This is a genomic window from Aquisalimonas sp. 2447, from assembly GCF_012044895.1.
GTDB lineage: Bacteria > Pseudomonadota > Gammaproteobacteria > Nitrococcales > Aquisalimonadaceae > Aquisalimonas.
The window spans coordinates 3,185,990-3,205,438 of sequence record NZ_CP050695.1; the positions used below are offsets into that span (position 1 = coordinate 3,185,990).

Sequence of the window (19,449 nt, forward strand, 5' to 3'; positions counted from 1 at the left end):
CGCCCCCTGCCCCGCCTGCTCGACTCGCCGCCGTCACCAATGTTGCAGCGCAGCGGTTCTGCGGTGGGCGATTATACCAGACGACACCCCGGCACCGAACAGCTGCTGTCGCCGCACTATTTCCTGTCCTGCTCGCCGCCGCTCCCGTGGCCACCACCGTAACCACCGGCAAAGGCGTCCCAGAACGCGCGCTGAAAGCCCTCCATGTTCTGCATCTGCGACGGCATGAACGAGGCCATCAGGCTGAGCGGGTCATACCCCTCGCTGCCGGCCTGCATCCGATCGCGGATCATCTTGAGCATTTCGTCGTGCAGTGGCTGCACGTCCGGCCACCCCAGGAAGCGCCGCAGCTCTTCCGGCGTCGCATCAACTTCCACGTTGACCTTCATCGTTGTCACTCCTGTCGTAAGCGGGCATCTGTCAGGGTCGAATGAGGCGTACGCGGCTCCCGGGGGCCAGGCCCAGCGTGTCCGCGGCACGACCGCCGTTGATTGCGATTTCCACCAGACCGCTACTGTTGCGGTACCAGAACGGCTGGTCGACAGGGCTGTCCGCAAACGTACGCGCACCCCGGAAACGCAGCTCTCCGGCCTCCAGGATCGCCTGGTCCGACACCATGCTCCCGCGAATGCCGGTCATGGCGTTCCCGTAGTGATCCAGATACAGCACCCGGGGCACGTCATCCGGCCATTCTTCCCCGGGCCGCTCGTCCAGGCGCTGCGACAGTGCCGAGCGATCGCCCTGCAGCAACGAGGCGGCGGCCGGAGCAAACACGTCGCGCCCATGGAAGGTGGGTGCCGCCTCTGCCGGAGCGTCGGGAAGGCGCCACGTAGCCCAGTCGCTGGCCCGCCTCACCACGAACTCGAACAGCCCGTTTACCGGCCCAACGTACCAGCGTTCATCGGCATGAATCACGCAGCCCGCCCGGTCCGTGCCAACCCCCGGATCCACCACAGCCACCGTCACTGTTCCCTCGGGGAGCTCACGACTGAACGGCTCCAGGAGATACGCCGCGGCCCGCGGATCCATGGCCGGCGCGTCGTGCAACAGATCGACAACCGGGATACCCGGCGCCCGCTGCCAAAGCGCCGCCTTGAGTTGCCCCACGTACGGACCCTGCCAGCCGAAATCCGTGAACAGCGCGAACATTCACCGCCTCCCGCTTTTGCCTTGCCGCACATCGGCACAACCAGTCAACGCCCGCTGGCCGCCCTGGATCGCTCCCGCGGTGACCCGACCCGCTGCAACTCGTCCGCCATTGTCGCCCGCCGCGGCCTTCCGGCCAAAAAAAACCGGGCGTCAGGCCCGGTTTTCAGTGCGACGGCAGATTGGCGGCGCCTTACTCGGCCGCCGCCTCCTGATTGTCCTGCGGCTCTTCCACCGGCTGCGGACGGTCCACCAGCTCGACGTACGCCATGGGCGCATTGTCCCCGGGGCGGAAGCCGCACTTGAGGATCCGCACGTAGCCGCCGGGACGCGCCTTGTAACGCGGTCCCAGTTCGCTGAACAGCTTGCCCACGGCCGCCTTGTCACGCAGCCGTGAGAAGGCCAGACGACGCTTGGAAACGCCGTCTTCCTTCGCCAGCGTAATCAGCGGCTCGGCCACCCGGCGAAGCTCCTTCGCCTTCGGCAGTGTCGTCTTGATGGCCTCATGCTCGAACAGCGACACCGCCATGTTACGGAACATGGCCTGTCGATGGCTGCTGTTGCGGTTCAGTTGACGCCCGGCTTTGCGATGACGCATGTCCTATACCCTTCTGATTCGTCGGTGCGCGCCAGCGGCGCGATCAGCCCGTGGCCTGTTCCCGGTTGCCCAGGCCGGCGGGCGGCCATTCTTCCAGGCGCATGCCCAGGGACAGCCCGTGCGAGGCCAGGACTTCCTTAATTTCCGTGAGCGACTTCTTGCCCAGGTTCGGCGTCTTGAGCAGCTCCACCTCTGTGCGCTGCACCAGATCACCCACGTAATGGATGCTTTCGGCCTTGAGGCAGTTGGCCGACCGCACAGTGAGTTCCAGGTCGTCGATGGGCCGCAGCAGCACCGGATCCACCTCCGGCGACTTGCGCGTGGGCTCGGCGAAATCTTCCCCGCCTTCCAGCGCCACGAATACCGACAACTGATTCTGCAGCAGCCCGGCGGCGAACTTCATCGCCTCCTCGGGCTCGATGACACCGTTGGTCTCGATTTCCATGACCAGTTTGTCCAGGTCGGTCCGCTGCTCCACACGCGCGCTCTCGATGCTGTAGGCAACCCGCCGGATGGGCGAGAAACTGGCATCCAGCTGCAGACGCCCAATGGGACGCTCTTCATCGTCCTCCCGCTGGGTCACTGCCTCGTAACCACGGCCCCGGGCCACCTTGATGGTCATGTTCAGCTCGCCGGCCTTGGTGAGGTGCGCGATGACCAGGTCGGGGTTCTTGATCTCCACGTCGTGGCCGACTTCAATGTCCCCGGCAGTCACTACGCCAGGCCCCTTCTTCGACAGCTTCAGCGACGCCTCTTCCTTCGCATGCAGGCGCACCGCCAGCTGCTTCAGGTTCAACAGAACATCGACCACATCTTCCTGCACGCCCTCAATGGCCGTGTACTCGTGAAGCACCCCTTCAATCTCGGCTTCCACCACGGCAAACCCGGGCATGGACGACAACAGGATGCGCCGCAGGGCGTTCCCCAGGGTGTGACCAAACCCGCGCTCCAGGGGTTCGATAACGACCCGGGCGGCGGTGTCACTCTGGGCCTCTACGTCGACGACGCGCGGCTTGAGAAAATCTTGGAACTGGGCCTGCATCGGCTTGCCCTCTTTGACTCTGGGAATCACCGGTGGCCTCTACCCTTACTTGGAGTAGAGCTCGACCACCAGATGCTCATTGATTTCGGCCGGCAGATCACCACGGTCCGGGCGTGCCTTGAACGTACCCTCGAACTTGCTCGGATCGACATCGATCCAGTCCGCGAAGCCCGACTGCTGGGCGAGTTCCAGTGCTGCCTGGATGCGGGACTGCTTGCGCGCCTTCTCCCGCACGGTGATCACGTCGCCCGGCGACACCTGGAACGACGGCACGTTCACCGTGCGACCGTTGACCATCACCGCACGGTGGCTCACCAGCTGCCGCGCTTCCTGCCGCGTTGAGCCGAAGCCCATGCGCCAGACCACGTTGTCCAGGCGGCCCTCGAGAAGCCGCAGCAGCTCTTCACCAGTGGCGCCCTTGCGGCGCGCGGCTTCCTTGTAGTAATTGCGGAACTGTTTCTCCAGCACCCCGTACATGCGGCGCACCTTCTGCTTCTCACGCAGCTGCAGACCGTAGTCGGACAGGCGCGTACGCCGCTGGCCATGCTGGCCCGGAGGCGTGTCCAGCTTGCACTTGCTGTCGAGGGCTCGCACGCCGCTCTTCAGGGAAAGATCTGTCCCCTCCCGGCGGGAGAGCTTGCACTTGGGACCGAGATACCTTGCCATGCTTTGCTCCAGTCGGTCAGACGCGACGCTTCTTCGGAGGCCGGCACCCGTTGTGCGGGATCGGCGTCACGTCGGCAATGTTGGTAATCTTGAAGCCCGCGTTGTTCAGCGCGCGCACGGCGGACTCACGCCCCGGGCCCGGACCCTTCACCCGAACTTCGAGGTTCTTCAGGCCGTATTCCTTGGCGGCGTTGCCCGCGCGGTCCGACGCCACCTGCGCGGCGAACGGCGTGCTCTTCCGCGAACCGCGAAAGCCACTGCCACCGGCGCTCGCCCAGCTCAGGGCGTTGCCCTGACGGTCGGTGATCATGATCATGGTGTTGTTGAATGTCGCGTTGATGTGCGCGATGCCGTCAACAACGGTTTTCGTGACGCGTTTCCGCGTTCGGGTTGCACCTTTCGCCATAGCGATGAATCCCAGCTCCTGGACGCCGGCGACGCCGGCCTCGAACGTTGTTTACTTCCGCACCGCCCGACGCGGCCCCTTGCGGGTGCGGGCGTTGGTCTGTGTCTGCTGGCCACGCACCGGCATGCCCCGGCGATGCCGGATGCCCCGGTAACAGCCCAGGTCCATCAGTCGCTTGATGTCCATGGCGATCTTGCGCCGCAGATCACCCTCAACCAGCAGCTGGTTGCTGCCGATGGCACTGCGCAGCGCTTCGATCTCGTGCTCGGCCAGATCCCGGATCTTGCGATCCTCGGCAATCCCGGTCTCCTTGCAGATCCCGGCAGCGGTCGAACGACCGACACCGTAGATATACGTCAGAGCAATGACAGCATGCTTGTTGTCCGGGATGTTGACGCCAGCAATACGCGCCATGGATGACACTCCTGATTTGTGCGGAAAACCCGCAATGTTAGCGAATGAATCAGCCTGCCTTCAAGCGCGGGCTTAACCCTGCCGCTGCTTGTGCCGCGGCTCCGTGCAGATGACCCGCACCGTGCCGCCGCGACGAATGATCTTGCAGTTCCTGCAGATCTTCTTGACCGAAGCGCGTACCTTCATGATCGTTCTCCAAAAATCACACCGCCCAGACGCGAAGGGCGCGTACTATATCAGATTCGTCGCGAGAATGCGTCCCCTGATCGCCCCGACTCCGACACCCGGATCAGCGGGGGGCCCCGGAGCGACCGAACGACTTCAGGTTCGACTTCTTCATCAGCGGCTCATACTGGTGCGACACCAGATGGGACTGCAGCTGCGCCATGAAGTCCATGACCACGATGACGATAATCAGCAGCGAGGTCCCGCCGAAGTAGAACGGCACGTTCCAGTAAAGGATGAGGAACTCCGGCAACAGGCAGACCGCGGTGATGTAGACCGCACCGGCCGCCGTCAGCCGCGTCATGACACCGTCAATGTACTTCGCCGTCTGCTGGCCCGGCCGAATCCCCGGAATGAACGCCCCGGACTTCTTCAGGTTGTCGGCGGTATCCCGCGAATTGAACACGAGGGCCGTGTAGAAGAAGCAGAAGAACACGATCGCCGTGGCGTAGAACACCACGTACAACGGTTCACCCGGGCGCAGGGTCTGCGCCAGCTGGGCGATCAGTCCCTGGCCTTCCGGATCACTGAACCAGGTCCCCAGCGTCGCCGGAAACAGGATGATGCTGGAGGCGAAAATGGGCGGGATCACCCCGGCCATGTTCAGCTTCAGCGGCAGGTGTGTACTCTGCCCCTGCACCATCTTGCGACCCTGCTGCCGTTTCGCGTAATTCACGGTGATGCGCCGCTGGCCCCGCTCGATGAACACCACGAACGCCGTGATCAAGAGCACGCCCACCAGCAGGACCAACACCAGCAGCATGCTCATTTCGCCGGTTCGGGCGAGTTCCAGAGTGCCACCGATCGCCCCGGGCAGCCCGGCAACGATGCCGCCGAAAATGATAATCGAAATACCGTTACCAATGCCCCGCTCGGTGATCTGCTCACCCAGCCACATCAGGAACATGGTCCCGGTGGCCAGCGTCACCGTCGCCGTGAAGGCGAACGCCGGATCGAAGCCCGCCGCGGCACCCGCGTGGGTCACACCCTGATTCTGCAGGGCGACGGACACCCCGAAACCCTGCACCGTGGCCAGCCCCAGCGCGCCGTAGCGCGTATACTGGGTGATCTTCCGCCGACCGGCTTCACCTTCCTTTTTCAGCTGTTCAAGGTACGGCACCACCGCCGTCAGCAGCTGCATGATAATCGCCGACGAGATGTACGGCATGATGCCGATGGCAAAGATCGACAACCGCTCCAGCGCGCCCCCGGAGAACATGTTGAACATGTCCAGGATGGTCCCGGCCTGCTGATCGAACATCTGCTGCATCGACTCCTGGTCGATGCCCGGGATGGTCAGGTGTGTACCGATACGAAAGACCACCAGCGCCATGAGTACGAACATGAGGCGCTGGCGGACTTCGGTCAGTTTGGTGATTCCACCGAGTGACGACATTGGGGTTCAGCCTGCCGGAATGCGGTAATCGGGCGTCAGTCCTGGACCGTGCCGCCCGCCTTTTCGATTGCCTCGCGGGCCCCCTTGGTCACGCCAACGCCCTGGATGGTCAACGCCTTCTCGACACTGCCGGAGGCAATGATCTTGGCATTGCGCGTCTGCGCAGGCACCACATCAGCCGCCTTCAGCGTTGCCAGATCCACGGTGTCGCCGGCGACATACTTGAGCTCCGACAAGCGCACTTCGGCAGTGACCAGGGACTTGCGGGAGCGGAAGCCGCTTTTCGGCACCCGACGCTGGAGCGGCATCTGCCCGCCTTCGAAGCCCACCTTGGTGTAACCACCGGAGCGCGCGTGCTGCCCTTTGTGACCGCGGCCGGCCGTTTTGCCATGGCCTGCGGACAGGCCGCGACCGACGCGGATCCGATCCTTGCGGCTGCCGGGTGCGGGTTTGAGACTGTTCAGGCGCATGTCAGGCTTCCTCGACTTCAAGCAGGTACGCGACTTTGTTGATCATGCCGCGATTCTCGGGGGTGTCCGTCACCGTCACCGTGTGGTGCATGCGGCGCAGGCCCAGGCCCGAGACGCAGGCGCGATGCCTGGCGGTGCGACCATTGACGCTGCGGCGCAGCGTTACCTTGAGCTGTTTTTCCTTGGCCATGATCAACCCTGAATCTCTTCAACGGTCTTGCCGCGCTTGGCGGCAACCTCTTCGGGCGCCCGCAGGGCGGAAAGACCATTCACCGTCGCCCGCACCACGTTGATGGGATTGCGGGAACCAAGACTCTTCGCCAGGACGTTGTGCACGCCCATGACCTCGAACACCGCGCGCATGGCGCCCCCGGCAATGATCCCGGTACCTTCCGAGGCCGGCTGCATGAACACCTTGCTGGCGCCGTGGCGGGCGGTGATGGGATATTGCAGCGTGCCGCCGTCGAGCTTGACGGTCACCATGTTCACACGGGCCTTCTCCATCGCCTTCTGGATGGCCGCCGGCACTTCACGCGCCTTGCCATAACCGAAGCCCACGCGTCCCTCGCCGTCGCCGACCACCGTCAAGGCGGTGAAGCCGAACTGCCGGCCGCCCTTCACGACCTTCGCAACACGGTTCACCGTGATGAGCTTTTCCTGGAGGCCGTCGGTATTGCTGTCGTTCATCGCCATCGGTTGATGCCTCCGTTAGAACTGCAGTCCGCCTTCACGGGCGGCGTCGGCCAGCGCACGCACGCGGCCGTGGTAGCGAAACCCCGAGCGGTCGAACGCGACGCGTTCGACGCCTGCGGCCTTGGCGCGCTCGGCAATGAGCTTGCCCACTGCCTCCGCCGCACTGGTGTTGCCGGTGGCGGAGACGGAGCTGCGCAGCTCCTTGTCCAGCGTGCTGGCAGTGGCCACGGTGCGGCTGCCATCGGCCTCCAGCACCTGGGCATAGATGTGCCGCGGCGTCCGGTGGACGCTCAGCCGGTAGGTTCCCAGCTCGCGGATCTTCATCCGCGCTTTGCGGGCGCGGCGCAGACGTGATGTCTTCTTGTCCATGATCCCTACCTGCTCTACTTCTTCTTGGCTTCTTTCATGACGACGCGCTCCCCGGCATACCGCACACCTTTACCCTTGTAGGGCTCCGGCGGGCGGTAGGCACGGATCTGCGCCGCCACCTCACCCACGCGCTGCTTGTCGATGCCCTTGACGACAACTTCCGTCTGCGACGGCGTCTCCACCGTCACGCCGTCCGGCACCGCATAGTTCACCGGGTGGGAGAAACCAAGCGTGAGATTCAGATTGTTGCCCTGACTCTGGGCCCGGTAACCGACCCCGCGCAGCTCGAGCTTGCGCTCGAAACCTTCGGACACCCCGTGCACCATGTTGTTAAGGATGGCACGCGTGGTTCCGGCGAGAGCGATCGTGCCCTGGCGGTCCTTCAGGGGCCTGCAGCGCAGCTCACCCTCCTCCTGGACGACGTCGACGTCCTGGTGGATGCGGAACTGCAATTCGCCTTTGCTGCCCTTCACCGTCACGTCCTTGCCGTCGAGTTTCACCTCGACACCGGACGGGATATTGATCGGCTGCTTCGCTACTCTGGACATGCCAATAATCCTGTCTTTAGAAGACCTCACAAAGGACTTCGCCGCCGATACCCGTCGTGCGGGCCTTATGGTCGGTCATCACGCCCCGCGAGGTGGAAATGATGGCGACCCCGAGGCCGCCGTTAACCTTGGGCAGCGATGCCTTGTCCTTGAAAATGCGCAGTCCCGGCCGGCTCACCCGCTGGATCCGCTCGATGACCGGCTCGCCGTGGAAGTACTTCAGGCCGATGACCAGCTGGGGCTTCTTATCGTCGCCTTCAACCCGGAAGTCCTCGATATAACCCTCTTCCTTCAGCACGCCGACAACGGCCTGCTTGAGCTTGGAAGAGGGCAAGGTCACCTCGGCCTTGTTGGCGGTCTGCGCGTTGCGGATCCGCGTCAGCAGATCCGCAATGGGATCGGTCATGCTCATGATGTACGTTCCTGCTCTGTCATTGTTCCGGGAATGTGGACGGCGATTACCAGCTCGACTTGGTCAGCCCCGGAATCATGCCGCTCATCGCGGCTTCCCGCAGTTTATTGCGCGACAGCCCGAACTTGCGGTAATAGCCCCGCGGCCGGCCAGTGACCTGGCACCGGTTACGTTGCCTCACCGGGCTGGCATTGCGCGGCATGTTCTGCAGTTTCTCCTGGGCCTCCAGCTTCTCTTCCGGACTTGATTCCGGATTCTGGATCACGGCCTTGAGCGCCTTGCGCTTCGCTGCGTACTTCCGCACCAGCCGTGTGCGCTTGTCTTCACGCGCCACCATGGACTTTTTCGCCATATCGCCCTCGTCTATTTCCGGAAGGGAAAGCCGAACGCTTCCAGCAGCGCCTGGCCTTCCGCGTCTGTATTCGCGGTGGTCGTGATCGTGATATCCATGCCCCGGATGCGGTCGACCTTGTCGAATTCCAGTTCCGGGAAGATGATCTGCTCACGCACGCCCAGGTTATAGTTCCCCCGGCCGTCGAACGACTTCGGCGAAAAGCCCCGGAAGTCGCGGATGCGCGGCGCCGCCACATGAATGAACCGGTCCAGGAACTCCCACATGCGGTCCCGCCGCAGCGTCACCTTGCAGCCGATGGGCCAGCCGTCCCGGATCTTGAACCCGGCGATGGACTTCCGCGTATAGGTGATGGTCGGCTGCTGGCCGGCCAGCGCCGCCAGATCGGACATGGCGTGATCAACGATCTTCTTGTCCTTGACCGCCTCGCCCAGCCCCATGTTGATGGTCACCTTGGTAATCCGAGGCACCTGCATCACGTTCCGGTACTCGAACTGAGACCGCAGCTGCGGCATCACCTCGTTCCTGTATTGCTCCTGCAACCTCACCATGGGACACCTACACGTCGACGAATTCGTTATTGGATTTGAAGTAACGCGCCTTGCGGCCGTCCTCCATCACCTTGATGCCAACACGGTCGCCCTTGCCTGCCTTGTGGTTGTAAAGCTGCACGTTGGACAGATCCACCGGCGCTTCCTTCTCCTGGATCCCACCGGACTCGCCACGCTGCGGGTTGCCCCGCATGTGACGCTTGACCATGTTGACGTTCTCGACCACCACCTTGTTGTCGTCGCGCATCACGCGCACGACAGTGCCGCGGCGGCCCTTGTCCTTGCCGGCGACCACGATGACTTCGTCGCCCTTCTTGATCTTCTGCATGACCGTCTCTCCGCTCAAAGCACTTCAGGTGCCAGCGAAATGATTCGCATGAACTGCGTCGTCCGCAGTTCGCGGGTGACCGGCCCGAACACGCGGGTGCCGACCGGGTTGAACTGGGCGTTCAGCAGCACCGCAGCGTTGCCGTCGAAACGGATCACCGAACCATCCGGCCGGCGGACCCCCTTGCGACTGCGAACCACAACGGCGTTGTACACCTCGCCCTTCTTCACCCGCCCCCGCGGGATGGCGTCCTTGACGCTCACCTTGATGATGTCGCCAATGCCGGCGTACCGGCGCTTGGAGCCGCCGAGGACCTTGATACACTGGACCTGTCGCGCACCGCTGTTGTCGGCCGCATCCAGCAGGGTCTGCATCTGAATCATCGCGTTCTACCCGATTCCGTTGTTCCTGGGGCTACCGCCGCAGCCGTATCCTGCGCCGCATTCAGCGCCGGGCCCGCTCCACAATTTCCACCAGCCGCCAGGACTTGGTCTTCGACAACGGCCGGCATTCCTCGATGGATACCCAGTCGCCCTCGCGGCATTCGTTGTTCTCGTCGTGCGCGTGCAGCTTGGTCGAGCGGCGAATGAACTTGCCGTACAACGGATGCTTCACCATCCGCTCGAGGTACACCGTCACGGTGCGGTCCATCCGGGCACTGACCACACGGCCGACCTGGGTGCGTCGTGTCTTCTGTCCGTCACTCATGACTGCTCACTCGCCTTGCGCTTTTCGTTCAGCACCGTCTTGATCCTCGCCACGTCACGGCGCGCACTCTTCACCAGATCGGGCCGTCCAAGCTGACCGGTGGCCGATTGCATGCGCAGGTTGAACTGCTCCTTGCGCTTTTCCAGCAGCTCCTTCTCGAGCTCGCCGACCTCTTTCTGCCGCAGTTCGCTTGCTTTCATCACAGCACCGTCCGGGAAACAAATCGCGTCTTGACCGGGAGCTTCGCCGACGCCAGGCGGAACGCCTCGCGGGCCACTTCCTCGGACACGCCTTCGATCTCGTAGAGCACGCGACCGGGCTGCACACGCGCCGCCCAGTGATCGACGTTACCCTTGCCCTTGCCCTGGCGGACTTCCAGGGGCTTCGCAGTTACCGGGTAATCCGGGAACACGCGGATCCAGATCTTGCCGCCACGACGCACGTAACGGTTGATGGCGCGTCGCGCCGCCTCAATCTGCCGCGCCGTCACCGGCCCGCGGGTGGTGGCCTTCATGCCGAACTCGCCGAAGCTGACCTTGTCGCCCCGGTTCGCGAGTCCGTAATTCCGGCCCTTCTGCTGCTTGCGAAATTTCGTCCGCTTCGGTTGCAACATGGCTATTGATCCTTACTTGGTGGCGCCGGCGCGTTCGGCCTTGCCTTCGCCCTTCTGGAAGAACTCCGGCTCCAGAATCTCGCCCTTGAACACCCAGACCTTCACACCGATAACCCCGTAGGTGGTGTGCGCTTCAGCGAAGCCGTAATCGATATTGGCGCGCAGCGTGTGCAGCGGCACCCGGCCTTCGCGATACCATTCGGTCCGTGCGATCTCGGCGCCGTTGAGCCGACCGGAGACGTTCAGCTTGATGCCTTGGGCACCCAGCCGCATGGCGTTGCCCACGGCCCGCTTGGTCGCGCGGCGGAACATCACCCGCCGCTCCAGCTGCTGGGCCACGTTCTCGGCGACCAGCTGCGCATCCAGCTCCGGCTTGCGCACTTCCTCGATGTTGATGTGCACCGGCACACCCATGAGGCGGCTGACTTCCTGACGCAGGACTTCGATGTCCTCGCCCTTCTTGCCGATGACCATCCCCGGGCGCGCCGTATGGATGGTGACCAGGGCGTTCTTCGCCGGGCGCTCGATCCGAATGGTGCTCACCGAGGCATGCGAGAGCTTCTTCTTGATGAACGCCCGCACCTTCAGGTCGGTATTCAGGAACTCGCCGAAATCAGAGTTCTTGGCATACCACATGGAACGCCAGTCTTCTGTGACGCCCAGACGAAATCCGGTCGGGTGAACTTTATGACCCATGACTGCTCCCGTTACTCCTCAGCCACCTTGACGGTGATGTGGCTGGTGCGCTTGAGGATCCGGTTCGCGCGGCCCTTGGCGCGCGCCTGGATCCGCTTGTACATCGGCCCTTCATCAACGTAGATGGACGACACCAGAAGCTCGTCGATGTCCGCACCCTCGTTGTGCTCGGCGTTGGCGATGGCCGACATGAGCACCTTCCGCACCACGGCGGAGGCCTTCTTGGGGCTGAACTCAAGGGTCTGCAAAGCCTTGCCTACTGACTGACCCCGGATCTGATCGGCGACCAGCCGCACCTTCTGCGGCGAGATCAGGGCATACCTGTGCTTCGCTGCGACTTCCATGGGTCACCCCTACCGTTTGGACTTCTTGTCGGCCATGTGGCCCCGGTAAGTCCGCGTTGCCGCGAACTCCCCGAGCTTGTGACCAACCATGTTCTCGTTGATAAGCACCGGCACATGCTGGCGCCCGTTATGCACGGCAATGGTGAGACCCACCATGTCCGGCAGCACCATGGACCGGCGCGACCAGGTCTTGATCGGCCGCTTCGAGTTCGCTTCCACCGCCTGATCGACCTTCTTAAGCAGGTGGGTGTCAACGAACGGGCCCTTCTTGATTGAACGTGGCACGAATACGACCTCTCGCTACTAGTTGCGCTTTTTCTTGCCGCGCGCACGGACGATGAACTTGTCCGTCCGCTTGTTGCTGCGCGTCTTGTATCCCTTGGTGGGGATGCCCCAGGGCGTCACCGGGTGACGGCCGCCGGAGGTTCGCCCTTCACCACCGCCGTGCGGATGGTCCACCGGGTTCATGACCACGCCGCGAACATGAGGGCGACGACCGCGCCACCGCGTGGCGCCCGCCTTGCCAAGAGAGCGCAGGCTGTGTTCCTGGTTGCCTACCTCGCCCACCGTGGCCCGGCAGTCCGCCGGAACCTTGCGCATCTCGCCGGAGCGCAGGCGGATGGTGGCGTAATTGCCTTCGCGGGCCACCAGCTGCGCCGCCGTCCCGGCCGCGCGGGCCAGCTGTGCACCCTTGCCCGGCCGCATTTCCACGCAGTGCACCTGGGTGCCCAGCGGGATGCTGCGCAGGGCCAGCGTGTTGCCCGGCTTGATCGGCGCCTGGTTCCCGGAGCTGATCTCCGCGCCGGCCCGGAGGCCGCGAGGCGCGATAATATACCGTCTCTCGCCGTCCGCATAAAGTACCAGCGCGATATTCGCGCTGCGGTTCGGGTCATACTCCAGGCGCTCCACCTTGGCGGGGATCCCGTCCTTGTCGCGCTTGAAGTCAATGACCCGATACCGCTGCTTGTGACCACCGCCTCGGTGCCGCGTGGTCATCCGGCCGGCGTTATTACGGCCACCGGTGCGGGACTTCTTCTCCACCAGCGGCGCATAGGGAGCACCCTTGTGAAGTTCGTCGTTACGCACCTGGACGACAAAGCGGCGCCCCGGAGATGTCGGTTTCGCCTTGAGCAGTGCCATGGTCTTACATCCGTCGCTAAGCGTTCGTTATTCGCCGCCCAGGAAATCGATATCCTGGCCGGCCTCCAGGGCCACGTAGGCCTTCTTCCAGTCCGGGCGCTTGCCCTTGATACGGCCGAAGCCCTTTTCCTTGCCTTTGATCAGCGCCGTGCGCACCTGCCGGACCTTGACGTCGAACAGCTGTTCCACTGCGGTCTTGATCTCGGCCTTGTTGGCGTCCCGCTTGACCCGGAACACCACCTGGTTGCCGTCTTCGGCGACGATGGTGCTCTTCTCCGAGACGTGCGGCGCCAGCAGGATGTTGTACATGCGTTCCTGATTCATGACAGCCACTCCTCGACCCGCTTGAGGGCATCCACCGTAATCACCACCTTCTCGGCACCCACCAGGCTGACCGGATCCAGCGCCGCCGGGTCGGTGACGCCGACGCCCGCCAGGTTCCGGGACGCCAGCAGCAGATTTTCGGACGGCTGCTCGGTGACGATGAGCACATTGTCCACACCGTGGTCGCCCAGCTTCGCAATCAGGCCCTTGGTCTTCGGCGCGTCCACGTCGAAGCTGTCCACCACCACCAACCGGTCCTGCCGAGCGAGCTCGGAGAAGATGCTGCTAATGGCCGCACGGTAGGCCTTGCGATTGACCTTCTGCGAGAAGTCCCGCGGACGCGCCGCGAAGGTCTTGCCGCCGCTGCGCCAGATGGGGCTGCGGATGGTCCCGGCGCGGGCACGCCCGGTGCCCTTCTGCCGCCAGGGCTTGGAACCGCCGCCGCTGACGTCCGAACGACTCTTCTGCGCCTTGGTGCCGGCACGGCCGCCCGCCATGTAGGCGACCACCACCTGGTGCACCAGGCCCTCGTTGAATTCGCGGTCAAAGGCGTGGTCGGAGACCGTGACCTTGCTGCCGCTCTGGGTCTGAAGATCCATCAGCTGTCCCTCCCGCTGCCGGCCTTGACCGTCGGCTGCACGATGACATCGGCACCCGTGGGGCCCGGAACCGCGCCCTTGACCAGCAGCAGGTTCCGTTCGGCGTCCACGCGCACGATTTCCAGATTCGGCTGCGTGGCGCTCTTGTTCCCCATCTGGCCCGCCATCTTCTTGCCCTTGAAGACGCGACCAGGCGACTGGTTCTGCCCGATGGAGCCAGGCGCACGGTGGGATTTCGAGTTCCCGTGGGTGGCGTCCTGGGTGGCGAAGTTATGACGCTTCACCCCCCCCTGGAACCCCTTGCCCTTGCTCACGCCGCGCACGTCCACATGCTGGCCGGCCTCGAACAGGTCCACCTTGATTTCGCCACCCACCTCGAATGCCGGCTCCTCGCCGTCGCCGAGGCGGAATTCCCACAGGCCGCGTCCGGCGTCGACGCCGGCCTTGGCGAAGTGCCCCGCTTCCGGCTTGGTCACCCGGTTCGGGCGGCGCGTGCCAGTAGTCACCTGCACGGCAGAGTAACCGTCCACGTCCTGAGTCTTCAGTTGCGTGACACGGTTCGGCGTCGCCTCGATCACGGTGACCGGCACTGCTGCCCCGGATTCCGTGAAAATGCGCGTCATGCCGCGTTTACGACCGACGATTCCGATAGCCATCGTTACCTCTTCCAGAGACAAAGAGCCCTCACCATGCCGATGGGCACGGCCGGGCCCTGCTTAGCGTAACGCTTCAGTACAGCTTGATCTGGACATCCACCCCGGCGGCCAGGTCGAGCTTCATCAGCGCGTCGACCGTCTTGTCCGTGGGGTCAATGATGTCCATCAGCCGCTTGTGCGTCCGGATCTCGTACTGATCCCGCGCGTCCTTGTTGACGTGCGGGGAGATCAGCAGCGTGTAGCGTTCCTTCTTCGTCGGCAGCGGAATCGGCCCACGCACCTGCGCGCCGGTCCGCTTGGCGGTTTCCACGATCTCGCCGGCGGAAACGTCGATGAGTCGGTGGTCGAACGCCTTGAGACGAATACGGATTTTCTGATTCGTAGCCATAATCGGTTCAGTCCAGGATCTTGGAGACGACGCCGGCACCCACGGTGCGGCCGCCTTCACGGATGGCAAAACGCAGACCGTCTTCCATCGCAATCGGCGCAATCAGCGACACCGTCATCTGCACGTTGTCACCCGGCATCACCATCTCCGTGCCAGACGGCAGCTCGCAGGAGCCGGTGACGTCCGTGGTGCGGAAGTAGAACTGCGGGCGATAGCCATTGAAAAACGGCGTGTGACGTCCACCCTCGTCCTTCGACAGAATGTACACCTCGCACTCGAACTTCGTGTGCGGCGTGATCGAGCCCGGCTTGCACAGCACCTGACCGCGCTCGACATCATCACGCTTGGTACCACGCAGCAGCGCACCGATGTTGTCGCCCGCCTCGCCCTGGTCCAGCAGCTTGCGGAACATCTCCACACCCGTGACCGTCGTCTTCTGCGTATCACGCAGACCGACGATCTCCACCGAGTCGCCCGTGTTCACCACACCACGCTCAACACGACCCGTGACCACCGTGCCGCGACCCGAAATCGAGAACACGTCCTCAATCGGCATCAGGAACGGCTGGTCCACCGGACGCTCCGGCGTCGGGATGAAATCGTCCATCGCCTCGACCAGCTTCACGATCGACGGCGTCCCAATATCCGACTCGTCGCCTTCCAGCGCCTTCAGTGCCGAACCCGTGATGATCGGCGTGTCGTCGCCCGGGAAGTCGTACTGGCTCAGCAGATCACGCACCTCCATCTCCACGAGCTCCAGCAGCTCCGCATCATCCACCATGTCCGCCTTGTTCAGGTACACCACAATGTGCGGCACACCCACCTGGCGGCTGAGCAGAATGTGCTCCCGCGTCTGCGGCATGGGACCATCAGCTGCAGAGACCACCAGAATGGCACCGTCCATCTGCGCCGCACCCGTGATCATGTTCTTCACATAGTCCGCGTGACCCGGGCAGTCAACGTGCGCATAGTGGCGCTGCGTGGACTCGTACTCCACGTGCGCCGTGGCAATCGTGATCCCGCGCGCCTTCTCTTCCGGCGCATTGTCAATCTGATCAAACGCGCGCACGTCACCGCCCCACTGCTCGCCCATCACCTTCGTCATGGCTGCAGTCAGCGTCGTCTTACCATGGTCAACGTGACCAATCGTACCCACGTTGCAGTGCGGCTTCTTACGCTCAAACTTGCTCTTGGACACGACTCATCCCCTTGTACTGTTCCGCCGGGCGCCTGTGCGCCGGCATCCTACTGTTGAACTGGCTGGCCGCATCGCAGCGGCCCGAGGCACCCGGTTCAGGACGCCTTCTGAACCTCTGCTGCAACGCTCGCGGGCGCTTCCGCATAATGATCAAAGGACATGACGTAGCTGGCACGTCCCTGGGTCGCGGAGCGCAGATCCGTGGAATACCCGAACATTTCCTTCAGCGGCACGTCGGCACGGATGTTCCGCCCCATGGGGGACTCTTCCATGCCCTTGATGGTGCCGCGCCGGCGGTTGAGGTCGCCGACCACGTCACCCATGTAGTCTTCCGGAGTGACTACTTCCACCGCCATCATGGGCTCGAGAAGCACCGGGTCGGCCTTGGCCACGGCTTCCTTGAACGCCATGGAGCCCGCAATCTTAAACGCCATTTCCGAAGAGTCAACATCGTGATAGGAGCCATCGAACAGGGTGACCTTGAAATCGACCACCGGATAACCGGCGATGACCCCGTTTTCGGCCTGCTCACGGATGCCCTTGTCCACGGACGGGATGTATTCCTTGGGAATCACGCCGCCGACGATCTTGTTCTCGAATTCGTAGCCACCGCTGCGCTCCAGGGGCGCCATGCGGATCCACACGTGACCGTACTGACCGCGGCCGCCGGACTGGCGCACGAACTTGCCTTCCTGCTCCACTTCCTTGCGGATGGATTCGCGGTACGCCACCTGCGGGTTACCCACGTTGGCTTCGACCTTGAACTCCCGCTTGAGCCGGTCAACGATGATCTCCAGATGCAGCTCGCCCATGCCCGAAATGATGGTCTGGCCGGACTCCTCGTCGGTGCGCACCTGGAAGGACGGGTCTTCCTGGGCCAGCTTGCCCAGGGCCATACCCATCTTCTCCTGGTCGGCCTTGGACTTGGGTTCCACGGCCACCGAGATCACGGGCTCCGGGAATTCCATGCGCTCCAGGGTGATGTGCTTGTCCGCCGCGCACAGCGTATCGCCGGTGGTCACATCCTTCAGACCGACCGCCGCGGCGATATCGCCCGCGCGCACTTCCTTGATCTCCTGGCGATCGTTGGAGTGCATCTGCACCAGGCGCCCGACCCGTTCCTTCTTGCCCTTGACCGGGTTGTAGATCTGGTCGCCGGAGTTGATCACACCGGAATACACACGGAAGAAGGTGAGCGTACCCACATAAGGATCCGTGGCAATCTTGAAAGCCAGCGCCGCGAACGGTTCTTCGTCATCCGGGTGACGTTCGGCAATGGTGCCGTCGTCCAGCTCACCCTCGATGGCGGGCACGTCCCACGGGTTCGGCATGAACTCGATGACGGCATCCAGCAACGCCTGCACGCCCTTGTTCTTGAACGCGCTACCGCAGGTCACCACGACAATCTCGTTGGCAATGGTGCGCTTGCGCAGCCCCGCCCGGATGTCGTCATTGGTGAGCTCGCCGTCGAGGTACTTGTTCATGAGCTCTTCATCGGCCTCGGCAGCCGCCTCGACCATCTGCTCACGATAGGACTCGGCCGACTCCTTCAGGTCGTCGGGAATCTCCTTCGACTCATAGGTAGTGCCGGCGTCATCCATGTTCCAGTAAATGGCGCGCATGCCGATGAGGTCCACCACCCCGGCGAACTGATCCTCGGCACCGATGGGCAGCTGGATCGGCACGGCATGCGTTGCCAGGCGCGAACCCAGCATTTCCACGCAGCGGTAGTAGTCGGCGCCCATCTTGTCCATCTTGTTGACGAACACCATGCGCGGGACTTCGTACTTGTTGGCCTGCCGCCACACGGTCTCGGTCTGCGGCTCAACCCCGGCGTTGGCGTCCAGCACGCATACCGCGCCGTCGAGCACCCGCAGGGAGCGCTCCACCTCGATGGTGAAATCCACGTGACCCGGGGTGTCGATGATGTTGATGCGCGTCTCTGGGTACTGCTGATCCATCCCCCGCCAGAAGGTCGTCGTAGCGGCAGAGGTGATCGTGATGCCACGCTCCTGCTCCTGGCTCATCCAGTCCATCACGGCAGCACCATCGTGCACCTCGCCCATCTTGTGGGAGATGCCCGTATAGAACAGGATGCGCTCTGTGACGGTGGTCTTGCCGGCATCAATGTGCGCCATGATGCCGATGTTGCGATAGCGCTCGATTGGAGTCTTGCGTGGCACGATCAAATACCCTTGCTGTTACCAGCGATAATGAGAAAACGCCTTGTTGGCCTCGGCCATGCGGTGCGTGTCTTCCCGCTTCTTCACGGCGGTGCCGCGGCTTTCCGCCGCCTCGCGGACCTCGCCGGCGAGCCGCTGCGCCATGGTCTTTTCGCTGCGCTTGCGCGAAGCGTCAATGAGCCAGCGCATGGCCAGCGTGTTGCGCCGCTCGGGCCGCACTTCCACCGGCACCTGGTAGGTGGCACCCCCCACGCGGCGGGACTTGACCTCCACCGCCGGACGGATGTTCTCCAGCGCCTGCTCCATGACACCCACTGGCTCGTCATTGCCCTTGGCCTGGATCTGGTCCAGGGCGTCGTAGACGATCCGCTCGGCAACGGACTTCTTGCCGTCACGCATGAGCATGTTCACGAACTTGGCCAGCAGATCACTGCCGAATTTGGGATCCGGCAAAACCTTGCGTTTCGGGACTTCTCTTCTTCTCGGCATGTCTGTATCCGAAGCCTGTCAGAGTGCTGAAACGGAACCCGCTAGCCCTTGGGGCGCTTGGTACCGTACTTGGAACGGCCCTGGCGACGCTTGTCGACACCGGCGGTGTCCAGCGCGCCGCGAACCGTGTGATAGCGCACACCCGGAAGGTCCTTGACACGACCACCGCGGATGAGCACCACCGAGTGCTCCTGGAGGTTATGACCCTCACCACCGATGTAGGAGGCCACTTCATAACCATTGGTCAGCCGCACGCGTGCGACCTTGCGCAGAGCCGAGTTCGGCTTCTTGGGCGTGGTCGTATACACGCGGGTGCACACGCCCCGCTTCTGGGGCGATGCCTCCAGTGCCGGCACGCTGCTTTTTTCCGGTTTGCTACGGCGTCCTTTGCGGACGAGCTGATTCACAGTAGCCATGAACTCGCTTACTCCAAGCTAGAAACAAACGACAGGCCGAACGGGCCGGCCTGTCGAAGGTGCGCAATTGTAGGCAGAC

General features: G+C 63.4%; 34 protein-coding genes. All 34 read right to left on the reverse strand.

The window, feature by feature from the left end:
• Nucleotides 1-116: 116 nt before the first annotated feature.
• Nucleotides 117-389, reverse strand: a complete 273-nt coding sequence (locus tag KU884_RS15010; protein WP_167783386.1) for a DUF6489 family protein — start codon at nucleotides 387-389, stop codon at nucleotides 117-119.
• Between the two features lie 31 nt (nucleotides 390-420).
• Nucleotides 421-1,149 (reverse strand): S-adenosyl-l-methionine hydroxide adenosyltransferase family protein, encoded by a 729-nt coding sequence (locus tag KU884_RS15015; RefSeq protein WP_167783387.1) that lies wholly within the window; start codon nucleotides 1,147-1,149, stop codon nucleotides 421-423.
• Nucleotides 1,150-1,339: 190 nt separating this feature from the next.
• Nucleotides 1,340-1,744 (reverse strand): 50S ribosomal protein L17, encoded by a 405-nt coding sequence (gene rplQ / locus KU884_RS15020; RefSeq protein ID WP_167783388.1) that lies wholly within the window; start codon nucleotides 1,742-1,744, stop codon nucleotides 1,340-1,342.
• Between the two features lie 43 nt (nucleotides 1,745-1,787).
• Nucleotides 1,788-2,786 (reverse strand): DNA-directed RNA polymerase subunit alpha, encoded by a 999-nt coding sequence (gene rpoA, locus KU884_RS15025; protein WP_167784283.1) that lies wholly within the window; start codon nucleotides 2,784-2,786, stop codon nucleotides 1,788-1,790.
• A gap of 45 nt (nucleotides 2,787-2,831) precedes the next feature.
• Nucleotides 2,832-3,452: a 30S ribosomal protein S4 gene (gene rpsD / locus KU884_RS15030; RefSeq protein ID WP_167783389.1), complete on the reverse strand. Its 621-nt coding sequence runs from the start codon at nucleotides 3,450-3,452 to the stop codon at nucleotides 2,832-2,834.
• 16 nt (nucleotides 3,453-3,468) lie between these two features.
• Nucleotides 3,469-3,858 (reverse strand): 30S ribosomal protein S11, encoded by a 390-nt coding sequence (gene rpsK / locus KU884_RS15035; protein ID WP_167783390.1) that lies wholly within the window; start codon nucleotides 3,856-3,858, stop codon nucleotides 3,469-3,471.
• A gap of 51 nt (nucleotides 3,859-3,909) precedes the next feature.
• Nucleotides 3,910-4,272 carry a 30S ribosomal protein S13 gene (gene rpsM / locus KU884_RS15040; RefSeq protein ID WP_167783391.1) on the reverse strand — a complete coding sequence of 121 codons (363 nt, stop codon included), beginning with the start codon at nucleotides 4,270-4,272 and terminating at the stop codon, nucleotides 3,910-3,912.
• 72 nt (nucleotides 4,273-4,344) lie between these two features.
• On the reverse strand, nucleotides 4,345-4,458 hold the full coding sequence (gene rpmJ, locus KU884_RS15045; RefSeq protein ID WP_167783392.1) for a 50S ribosomal protein L36: 114 nt from the start codon (nucleotides 4,456-4,458) through the stop codon (nucleotides 4,345-4,347).
• Nucleotides 4,459-4,561: 103 nt separating this feature from the next.
• On the reverse strand, nucleotides 4,562-5,893 hold the full coding sequence (secY, locus tag KU884_RS15050; protein WP_167783393.1) for a preprotein translocase subunit SecY: 1,332 nt from the start codon (nucleotides 5,891-5,893) through the stop codon (nucleotides 4,562-4,564).
• A gap of 35 nt (nucleotides 5,894-5,928) precedes the next feature.
• On the reverse strand, nucleotides 5,929-6,363 hold the full coding sequence (rplO, locus tag KU884_RS15055) for a 50S ribosomal protein L15 (protein ID WP_167783394.1): 435 nt from the start codon (nucleotides 6,361-6,363) through the stop codon (nucleotides 5,929-5,931).
• Nucleotide 6,364: 1 nt separating this feature from the next.
• The gene (gene rpmD / locus KU884_RS15060) at nucleotides 6,365-6,553 is read right to left on the reverse strand and encodes a 50S ribosomal protein L30 (protein WP_167783395.1); all 189 of its coding nucleotides are present in this window, start codon (nucleotides 6,551-6,553) and stop codon (nucleotides 6,365-6,367) included.
• A gap of 2 nt (nucleotides 6,554-6,555) precedes the next feature.
• Nucleotides 6,556-7,056, reverse strand: a complete 501-nt coding sequence (gene rpsE / locus KU884_RS15065; protein WP_167783396.1) for a 30S ribosomal protein S5 — start codon at nucleotides 7,054-7,056, stop codon at nucleotides 6,556-6,558.
• Between the two features lie 15 nt (nucleotides 7,057-7,071).
• On the reverse strand, nucleotides 7,072-7,425 hold the full coding sequence (rplR, locus tag KU884_RS15070; RefSeq protein WP_167783397.1) for a 50S ribosomal protein L18: 354 nt from the start codon (nucleotides 7,423-7,425) through the stop codon (nucleotides 7,072-7,074).
• Between the two features lie 14 nt (nucleotides 7,426-7,439).
• On the reverse strand, nucleotides 7,440-7,973 hold the full coding sequence (gene rplF / locus KU884_RS15075; protein WP_167783398.1) for a 50S ribosomal protein L6: 534 nt from the start codon (nucleotides 7,971-7,973) through the stop codon (nucleotides 7,440-7,442).
• A gap of 16 nt (nucleotides 7,974-7,989) precedes the next feature.
• Nucleotides 7,990-8,385 (reverse strand): 30S ribosomal protein S8, encoded by a 396-nt coding sequence (gene rpsH / locus KU884_RS15080; protein ID WP_167783399.1) that lies wholly within the window; start codon nucleotides 8,383-8,385, stop codon nucleotides 7,990-7,992.
• A gap of 46 nt (nucleotides 8,386-8,431) precedes the next feature.
• Nucleotides 8,432-8,737 carry a 30S ribosomal protein S14 gene (gene rpsN / locus KU884_RS15085; RefSeq protein WP_167783400.1) on the reverse strand — a complete coding sequence of 102 codons (306 nt, stop codon included), beginning with the start codon at nucleotides 8,735-8,737 and terminating at the stop codon, nucleotides 8,432-8,434.
• 11 nt (nucleotides 8,738-8,748) lie between these two features.
• Nucleotides 8,749-9,288 (reverse strand): 50S ribosomal protein L5, encoded by a 540-nt coding sequence (gene rplE / locus KU884_RS15090; RefSeq protein WP_167783401.1) that lies wholly within the window; start codon nucleotides 9,286-9,288, stop codon nucleotides 8,749-8,751.
• Between the two features lie 7 nt (nucleotides 9,289-9,295).
• A complete protein-coding gene (rplX, locus tag KU884_RS15095) occupies nucleotides 9,296-9,616 on the reverse strand; it encodes a 50S ribosomal protein L24 (RefSeq protein WP_167783402.1) in 321 nt (106 codons plus the stop codon).
• 14 nt (nucleotides 9,617-9,630) lie between these two features.
• Entirely contained in the window at nucleotides 9,631-9,999 is a 369-nt protein-coding gene (rplN, locus tag KU884_RS15100; protein ID WP_167783403.1) for a 50S ribosomal protein L14, read from the reverse strand.
• A gap of 61 nt (nucleotides 10,000-10,060) precedes the next feature.
• Nucleotides 10,061-10,324, reverse strand: coding sequence for a 30S ribosomal protein S17 (gene rpsQ, locus KU884_RS15105; protein WP_167783404.1), 264 nt, complete (start codon nucleotides 10,322-10,324; stop codon nucleotides 10,061-10,063).
• Nucleotides 10,321-10,524: a 50S ribosomal protein L29 gene (rpmC, locus tag KU884_RS15110; protein WP_167783405.1), complete on the reverse strand. Its 204-nt coding sequence runs from the start codon at nucleotides 10,522-10,524 to the stop codon at nucleotides 10,321-10,323. The genes rpsQ and rpmC overlap by 4 nt, the downstream gene beginning before the upstream one ends.
• Nucleotides 10,524-10,937 carry a 50S ribosomal protein L16 gene (gene rplP, locus KU884_RS15115; protein ID WP_167783406.1) on the reverse strand — a complete coding sequence of 138 codons (414 nt, stop codon included), beginning with the start codon at nucleotides 10,935-10,937 and terminating at the stop codon, nucleotides 10,524-10,526. The genes rpmC and rplP overlap by 1 nt, the downstream gene beginning before the upstream one ends.
• Nucleotides 10,938-10,949: 12 nt before the next feature.
• Nucleotides 10,950-11,633 carry a 30S ribosomal protein S3 gene (gene rpsC, locus KU884_RS15120; protein WP_167783407.1) on the reverse strand — a complete coding sequence of 228 codons (684 nt, stop codon included), beginning with the start codon at nucleotides 11,631-11,633 and terminating at the stop codon, nucleotides 10,950-10,952.
• A gap of 11 nt (nucleotides 11,634-11,644) precedes the next feature.
• A complete protein-coding gene (gene rplV / locus KU884_RS15125; RefSeq protein ID WP_167783408.1) occupies nucleotides 11,645-11,977 on the reverse strand; it encodes a 50S ribosomal protein L22 in 333 nt (110 codons plus the stop codon).
• A gap of 9 nt (nucleotides 11,978-11,986) precedes the next feature.
• Entirely contained in the window at nucleotides 11,987-12,262 is a 276-nt protein-coding gene (gene rpsS / locus KU884_RS15130; RefSeq protein WP_167783409.1) for a 30S ribosomal protein S19, read from the reverse strand.
• Between the two features lie 18 nt (nucleotides 12,263-12,280).
• Nucleotides 12,281-13,117 carry a 50S ribosomal protein L2 gene (gene rplB, locus KU884_RS15135; RefSeq protein WP_167783410.1) on the reverse strand — a complete coding sequence of 279 codons (837 nt, stop codon included), beginning with the start codon at nucleotides 13,115-13,117 and terminating at the stop codon, nucleotides 12,281-12,283.
• Nucleotides 13,118-13,144: 27 nt separating this feature from the next.
• Nucleotides 13,145-13,441 (reverse strand): 50S ribosomal protein L23, encoded by a 297-nt coding sequence (gene rplW, locus KU884_RS15140; RefSeq protein ID WP_167783411.1) that lies wholly within the window; start codon nucleotides 13,439-13,441, stop codon nucleotides 13,145-13,147.
• Nucleotides 13,438-14,040 carry a 50S ribosomal protein L4 gene (gene rplD / locus KU884_RS15145; RefSeq protein WP_167783412.1) on the reverse strand — a complete coding sequence of 201 codons (603 nt, stop codon included), beginning with the start codon at nucleotides 14,038-14,040 and terminating at the stop codon, nucleotides 13,438-13,440. Before rplD ends, rplW begins: the two co-directional genes overlap by 4 nt.
• Nucleotides 14,040-14,696 (reverse strand): 50S ribosomal protein L3, encoded by a 657-nt coding sequence (gene rplC, locus KU884_RS15150; RefSeq protein ID WP_167783413.1) that lies wholly within the window; start codon nucleotides 14,694-14,696, stop codon nucleotides 14,040-14,042. The genes rplD and rplC overlap by 1 nt, the downstream gene beginning before the upstream one ends.
• 73 nt (nucleotides 14,697-14,769) lie before the next feature.
• Nucleotides 14,770-15,084, reverse strand: a complete 315-nt coding sequence (gene rpsJ, locus KU884_RS15155) for a 30S ribosomal protein S10 (RefSeq protein ID WP_167783414.1) — start codon at nucleotides 15,082-15,084, stop codon at nucleotides 14,770-14,772.
• Between the two features lie 7 nt (nucleotides 15,085-15,091).
• A complete protein-coding gene (tuf, locus tag KU884_RS15160) occupies nucleotides 15,092-16,282 on the reverse strand; it encodes an elongation factor Tu (protein ID WP_167783415.1) in 1,191 nt (396 codons plus the stop codon).
• A 95-nt stretch (nucleotides 16,283-16,377) separates the two neighbouring features.
• Nucleotides 16,378-18,465 (reverse strand): elongation factor G, encoded by a 2,088-nt coding sequence (gene fusA, locus KU884_RS15165; protein WP_167783416.1) that lies wholly within the window; start codon nucleotides 18,463-18,465, stop codon nucleotides 16,378-16,380.
• Nucleotides 18,466-18,483: 18 nt separating this feature from the next.
• Nucleotides 18,484-18,954, reverse strand: a complete 471-nt coding sequence (gene rpsG / locus KU884_RS15170) for a 30S ribosomal protein S7 (RefSeq protein WP_167783417.1) — start codon at nucleotides 18,952-18,954, stop codon at nucleotides 18,484-18,486.
• A gap of 41 nt (nucleotides 18,955-18,995) precedes the next feature.
• Nucleotides 18,996-19,370: a 30S ribosomal protein S12 gene (gene rpsL, locus KU884_RS15175; RefSeq protein WP_167783418.1), complete on the reverse strand. Its 375-nt coding sequence runs from the start codon at nucleotides 19,368-19,370 to the stop codon at nucleotides 18,996-18,998.
• Between the last annotated feature and the right edge of the window lie 79 nt (nucleotides 19,371-19,449).

What these genes read in the sequence shown, in the direction of transcription:
- rpsD (WP_167783389.1), bottom strand. Translation starts at nt 3,452, where the DNA reads ATGGCAAGGTATCTCGGTCCCAAGTGCAAGCTCTCCCGCCGGGAGGGG.
- KU884_RS15010 (WP_167783386.1), bottom strand. Translation starts at nt 389, where the DNA reads ATGAAGGTCAACGTGGAAGTTGATGCGACGCCGGAAGAGCTGCGGCGC.
- rplN (WP_167783403.1), bottom strand. Translation starts at nt 9,999, where the DNA reads ATGATTCAGATGCAGACCCTGCTGGATGCGGCCGACAACAGCGGTGCG.
- rplO (WP_167783394.1), bottom strand. Translation starts at nt 6,363, where the DNA reads ATGCGCCTGAACAGTCTCAAACCCGCACCCGGCAGCCGCAAGGATCGG.
- rpoA (WP_167784283.1), bottom strand. Translation starts at nt 2,786, where the DNA reads ATGCAGGCCCAGTTCCAAGATTTTCTCAAGCCGCGCGTCGTCGACGTA.
- rpsC (WP_167783407.1), bottom strand. Translation starts at nt 11,633, where the DNA reads ATGGGTCATAAAGTTCACCCGACCGGATTTCGTCTGGGCGTCACAGAA.
- rplB (WP_167783410.1), bottom strand. Translation starts at nt 13,117, where the DNA reads ATGGCACTGCTCAAGGCGAAACCGACATCTCCGGGGCGCCGCTTTGTC.
- rpsM (WP_167783391.1), bottom strand. Translation starts at nt 4,272, where the DNA reads ATGGCGCGTATTGCTGGCGTCAACATCCCGGACAACAAGCATGCTGTC.
- rpsL (WP_167783418.1), bottom strand. Translation starts at nt 19,370, where the DNA reads ATGGCTACTGTGAATCAGCTCGTCCGCAAAGGACGCCGTAGCAAACCG.
- rplQ (WP_167783388.1), bottom strand. Translation starts at nt 1,744, where the DNA reads ATGCGTCATCGCAAAGCCGGGCGTCAACTGAACCGCAACAGCAGCCAT.
- rpsE (WP_167783396.1), bottom strand. Translation starts at nt 7,056, where the DNA reads ATGGCGATGAACGACAGCAATACCGACGGCCTCCAGGAAAAGCTCATC.
- rplD (WP_167783412.1), bottom strand. Translation starts at nt 14,040, where the DNA reads ATGGATCTTCAGACCCAGAGCGGCAGCAAGGTCACGGTCTCCGACCAC.
- rplF (WP_167783398.1), bottom strand. Translation starts at nt 7,973, where the DNA reads ATGTCCAGAGTAGCGAAGCAGCCGATCAATATCCCGTCCGGTGTCGAG.
- rpmD (WP_167783395.1), bottom strand. Translation starts at nt 6,553, where the DNA reads ATGGCCAAGGAAAAACAGCTCAAGGTAACGCTGCGCCGCAGCGTCAAT.
- rpmJ (WP_167783392.1), bottom strand. Translation starts at nt 4,458, where the DNA reads ATGAAGGTACGCGCTTCGGTCAAGAAGATCTGCAGGAACTGCAAGATC.
- rplR (WP_167783397.1), bottom strand. Translation starts at nt 7,425, where the DNA reads ATGGACAAGAAGACATCACGTCTGCGCCGCGCCCGCAAAGCGCGGATG.
- rplX (WP_167783402.1), bottom strand. Translation starts at nt 9,616, where the DNA reads ATGCAGAAGATCAAGAAGGGCGACGAAGTCATCGTGGTCGCCGGCAAG.
- rpsQ (WP_167783404.1), bottom strand. Translation starts at nt 10,324, where the DNA reads ATGAGTGACGGACAGAAGACACGACGCACCCAGGTCGGCCGTGTGGTC.
- rplE (WP_167783401.1), bottom strand. Translation starts at nt 9,288, where the DNA reads ATGGTGAGGTTGCAGGAGCAATACAGGAACGAGGTGATGCCGCAGCTG.
- rplC (WP_167783413.1), bottom strand. Translation starts at nt 14,696, where the DNA reads ATGGCTATCGGAATCGTCGGTCGTAAACGCGGCATGACGCGCATTTTC.
- KU884_RS15015 (WP_167783387.1), bottom strand. Translation starts at nt 1,149, where the DNA reads ATGTTCGCGCTGTTCACGGATTTCGGCTGGCAGGGTCCGTACGTGGGG.
- rplV (WP_167783408.1), bottom strand. Translation starts at nt 11,977, where the DNA reads ATGGAAGTCGCAGCGAAGCACAGGTATGCCCTGATCTCGCCGCAGAAG.
- rplW (WP_167783411.1), bottom strand. Translation starts at nt 13,441, where the DNA reads ATGAATCAGGAACGCATGTACAACATCCTGCTGGCGCCGCACGTCTCG.
- rpsG (WP_167783417.1), bottom strand. Translation starts at nt 18,954, where the DNA reads ATGCCGAGAAGAAGAGAAGTCCCGAAACGCAAGGTTTTGCCGGATCCC.
- secY (WP_167783393.1), bottom strand. Translation starts at nt 5,893, where the DNA reads ATGTCGTCACTCGGTGGAATCACCAAACTGACCGAAGTCCGCCAGCGC.
- rplP (WP_167783406.1), bottom strand. Translation starts at nt 10,937, where the DNA reads ATGTTGCAACCGAAGCGGACGAAATTTCGCAAGCAGCAGAAGGGCCGG.
- rpsN (WP_167783400.1), bottom strand. Translation starts at nt 8,737, where the DNA reads ATGGCGAAAAAGTCCATGGTGGCGCGTGAAGACAAGCGCACACGGCTG.
- rpsJ (WP_167783414.1), bottom strand. Translation starts at nt 15,084, where the DNA reads ATGGCTACGAATCAGAAAATCCGTATTCGTCTCAAGGCGTTCGACCAC.
- rpsH (WP_167783399.1), bottom strand. Translation starts at nt 8,385, where the DNA reads ATGAGCATGACCGATCCCATTGCGGATCTGCTGACGCGGATCCGCAAC.
- rpsK (WP_167783390.1), bottom strand. Translation starts at nt 3,858, where the DNA reads ATGGCGAAAGGTGCAACCCGAACGCGGAAACGCGTCACGAAAACCGTT.
- rpmC (WP_167783405.1), bottom strand. Translation starts at nt 10,524, where the DNA reads ATGAAAGCAAGCGAACTGCGGCAGAAAGAGGTCGGCGAGCTCGAGAAG.